Source organism: Herbaspirillum lusitanum P6-12 (assembly GCF_000256565.1).
GTDB classification, from domain to species: domain Bacteria; phylum Pseudomonadota; class Gammaproteobacteria; order Burkholderiales; family Burkholderiaceae_D; genus Herbaspirillum; species Herbaspirillum lusitanum.
In genome coordinates this window covers 1-3706 of record NZ_AJHH01000613.1, presented here as the reverse complement: position 1 = coordinate 3706, position 3706 = coordinate 1, and the positions used below count along the sequence as shown (strand labels likewise).

The 3706-nt window shown below is 59.8% G+C and carries 3 protein-coding genes; all 3 read right to left on the bottom strand.

From position 1 onward, the window contains the following. Positions 1-82: 82 nt before the first annotated feature. Positions 83-1309 (bottom strand): high-affinity branched-chain amino acid ABC transporter permease LivM, encoded by a 1227-nt coding sequence (locus tag HLUSI_RS0120225; RefSeq protein ID WP_016835675.1) that lies wholly within the window; start codon positions 1307-1309, stop codon positions 83-85. After that, a complete protein-coding gene (gene livH, locus HLUSI_RS0120220) occupies positions 1309-2235 on the bottom strand; it encodes a high-affinity branched-chain amino acid ABC transporter permease LivH (protein WP_016835674.1) in 927 nt (308 codons plus the stop codon). The genes HLUSI_RS0120225 and livH overlap by 1 nt, the downstream gene beginning before the upstream one ends. A 115-nt stretch (positions 2236-2350) precedes the next feature. Further along, a complete protein-coding gene (locus HLUSI_RS0120215; protein WP_193365589.1) occupies positions 2351-3448 on the bottom strand; it encodes a branched-chain amino acid ABC transporter substrate-binding protein in 1098 nt (365 codons plus the stop codon). Positions 3449-3706: the final 258 nt, after the last annotated feature.

Below are 3706 nucleotides of genomic sequence, written 5' to 3'. Positions count from 1 at the left end.
CCGAAGACGGCCAGCAGGCCGCCGAAGCGCATCGACAGGCCGGATACGTCCAGCAAGGTTTGATTGTTTGTTGTCATCGCGGTCATCGTGGCAACTCCACGTGAGGACGCGTCGCCGGCAACAGGCCCTGCGGACGCCACATCATCATCAACACCATCACCAGGCCGAAAATCAGCATGCGATATTCGGCAAAGCTGCGCGCCACTTCCGGCAAAATCGTCAGCAGGATGGCCGCCAGGATCACGCCCAGCTGCGATCCCATGCCGCCCAGCACCACGATGGCCAGGATCAGCGCCGACTCGATGAAGGTAAAGGATTCCGGATTCACCAGTCCTTGGCGGGCGGCGAAGAAGCTGCCGGCCAGGCCGGCAAACGCCGCGCCCAGCGTGAACGCCGAGAGCTTGATCCTGGTCGGATTGATGCCCAGCGAACGGCAGGCGATTTCGTCGTCGCGCAAGGCTTCCCACGCGCGTCCCATCGGCATGCGGATCAGGCGGCTGGTCACGAAATACGTGAACAGCACCAGCAACAGTGCGACGAAATACAGGAAGATCACCATATGCCCACCCTGGTAGGTCAGGCCCAGCATGTCGTGGAAAGTCGTGCCGCCTTCGACGCTGGCGTTGCGCGCCATTTCAATGCCGAACACGGTTGGTTTCGGAATGCCTGACACGCCGTCGGGACCGCCGGTCAGCGAGGTCATATTGTTGAGCAGCAAGCGGATGATTTCACCGAAGCCCAGCGTGACGATGGCGAGGTAATCGCCGCGCAGGCGCAGCACCGGGAAACCGAGGATGAAGCCGAACAGCGCCGACATGCCGGCCGCGATCGGCAGGCATTCCCAGAACGTGAAACCGAAATACTGATTCAGCAAGGCGTAGGTATAGCCGCCGACCGCATAGAAGCCGACGTAGCCGAGATCGAGCAAGCCGGCGAAGCCGACCACGATGTTCAGGCCGAGTCCGAGGATCACGTAGATCAGCGCCAGCGTCACCACGTCGACATTGCCGCGCGAACCGAAGAACGGCCACACCAGCGCAATCGCGAACAGGAACAGCAAGGCATAACGCTGCTGGCGCGGCTGCAGTTGCGGCAGCGCCGGCAGGCGTATTTTCCTGGTGCTGCGCGTCAGCGCCGGCTTGATCAGCTGGAACACGAACACCACCAGCACGGCGATCAGCACCGGCGTCCAATGGGCGTTGAGCACCACGCGATAGCCTTCGAGCTGCAGCTGCAGGCCGAGCATCGGCGTGGTCAGGATGGCGGTCAGGATCGCCGCCGCCACGGCGTTTTTGAGTGTAATCGGCATCAGACTTTCTCCACGTCCGGTTTGCCCAGCAAACCCGTAGGACGGAACAGCAGGATCAGCACCAGCAAGGCAAAGGACACCACGTCCTTGTACTCGGCCGGCAGGTAACCGGCGGCAAAGGTTTCGGCCAGGCCCAGCAGCACGCCGCCCAGCATCGCGCCGGGAATGCTGCCGATGCCGCCCAGCACGGCCGCGGTAAACGCCTTGATGCCGGCAATGAATCCGATATACGGATTGAGCTTGCCGATGGTCAGTGCGATCAGCACGCCGCCCACTGCCGCCAGCATCGCGCCCAGCACGAAGGTGAAGGAAATCACGCGGTTGGTGTCGATGCCCAGCAGGTTGGCCATGCCCATGTCTTCCGCGCAGGCGCGGCAGGCGCGGCCCATGCGCGAACGCGCGATGAACAGCGTCAGGCCGACCATCAGCAGCAAGGTGACGCCGACGATGATCATCCGCGAATACGGGATCGTGACGGTGAAATCGCTGCCCATCTGGAACTCGATGGCGCCCGAGATCAGCACCGGCACCGACATGTCGCGCGAGCCCTGGCCGATCTGCACGTAGTTCTGCAGGAAGATCGACATGCCGATCGCCGAGATCAGCGGCACCAGGCGCGGTCCGCCGCGCAGCGGACGATACGCCACGCGCTCGACGGTCCAGCCGTACAGGCCGGTGACCACTACCGAGACGATCAGCGCGGCGCCCAGCAGCAGCGGCAGCGGATAACCCGCCTGCACGCCGATGGCGGTGAGCGTGACCAGCCCGATGTAGGAGCCCATCATGTAAATTTCGCCGTGCGCGAAATTGATCATGCCGATGATGCCGTAGACCATCGTGTAGCCGATGGCGATCAGCGCATAGATCGCGCCCAGACTCAGCCCGTTGACTAGCTGCTGGGTCAGTTGAGGGAGCAGTTCATTCATAGGAAACCTGGCAAATGTAGATGTGCAAATGCCCCATTCTTACCGCAATGGGGCATTTGCATGGTTGACGTCAGTAAGGACGACTACTGCAAGCCGTTAAAAAAACAACCTGAACTTACTTGGCTTCAGTCTTCGTCGCGTCTTTATGCCAGGTGAAGACCACGAACTTGAACGACTTCAGGTCGCCCTTTTTGTCGTATTCAACAGTGCCGATCGGCGTCTTGAAGGAATTGGCGTGGATGTACGCTGCAACCTTGGTCGGATCAGTCGACTTGGTGGCGGTGATCGCATCGGCGATGACCTTCACGCCCGAGTATGCAGGCATCTGGAACGGACCGTTAGGATCACGCTTTTGCGCAGCGAAAGCCTTGACCAGCGCGGCATTGGCAGGATCGGCAGCGAAGTCGGCCGGCAGCGTCACCAGCATGCCTTCGGAAGCAGGACCGGCGATGGCCGTGATGTCCTTGTTGCCGACGCCTTCAGGACCCATGAACACGGCCTTGACGCCTTGTTCGCGCGCCTGGCGCATGATCAGGCCCATTTCAGGGTGGTAGCCGCCGAAGTAGACGAAGTCCACGCCTTGCGATTTCAGCTTGGTGATGACCGCGGAGTAGTCGCTGTCGCCGGCGTTGACGCCTTCAAACACGACGACGGGAATCTTCGCTGCATCCAGGCCGGCCTTGACCGAAGTCGCCACGCCTTGACCGTACGATTGCTTGTCGTGCAGAACGGCAGCCTTCTTCGGTTTCAGCTTCTCGACCACGTATTTGGCGGCGGCAGGACCTTGCTGGTCGTCGCGGCCGATGGTGCGGAAGATGTACTTGTGCGGCTTGGCTTCAGTCAGCTGAGGCGCAGTCGCCGACGGCGTGATCATCACGACGCCTTCGTTTTCATAGATGTCGGAGGCAGGAATGGTCGAACCCGAGCACACGTGGCCGATCACGAACTTGATGCCCTGGCTGACGATCTTGTTGGCGACCGCGACTGCTTGCTTCGGCTCACAGGCGTCATCCATCAGGACGGCTTCGAACTTGTTGCCGCCGGCGCCGCCGGCTGCATTGATTTGCTCGATCGCGGTCAGCGCACCTGCCTTGACCATGTCGCCGTATTGGGCGACGGCGCCAGTCATCGGACCGGCGATGGCGATCTTCACGGTTTCAGCCTGGGCAATGCCGGCGAAGGAAATAGCGGAAACGGCAACACCAACGGCCATCGCGACTTTGGTCAGACGGCGGTTCAAAGGGAATACGGATTTCATTGAATTTCCTCCAATTTATTTATGCGTTACAGGTCAATAACGTGAGCAGGCTATAGATAAGGCACTACATCTTTATAGATGCTGGCACCATGGGGCAGGAGTGTAACATTTTCGTCATATACGACATATTTTTTTATGTCGACACCCCCATAATTGCGATATTTGCGCATCCCGATAATATTTCTCACATTTTTCGTTCAAAAAACAAAAAAA

Excerpts from the sequence above, each read along its gene's own strand:
- HLUSI_RS0120225 (WP_016835675.1), bottom strand. The coding sequence starts at position 1,309 with ATGCCGATTACACTCAAAAACGCCGTGGCGGCGGCGATCCTGACCGCC.
- livH (WP_016835674.1), bottom strand. The coding sequence starts at position 2,235 with ATGAATGAACTGCTCCCTCAACTGACCCAGCAGCTAGTCAACGGGCTG.
- HLUSI_RS0120215 (WP_193365589.1), bottom strand. The coding sequence starts at position 3,448 with ATGGCCGTTGGTGTTGCCGTTTCCGCTATTTCCTTCGCCGGCATTGCC.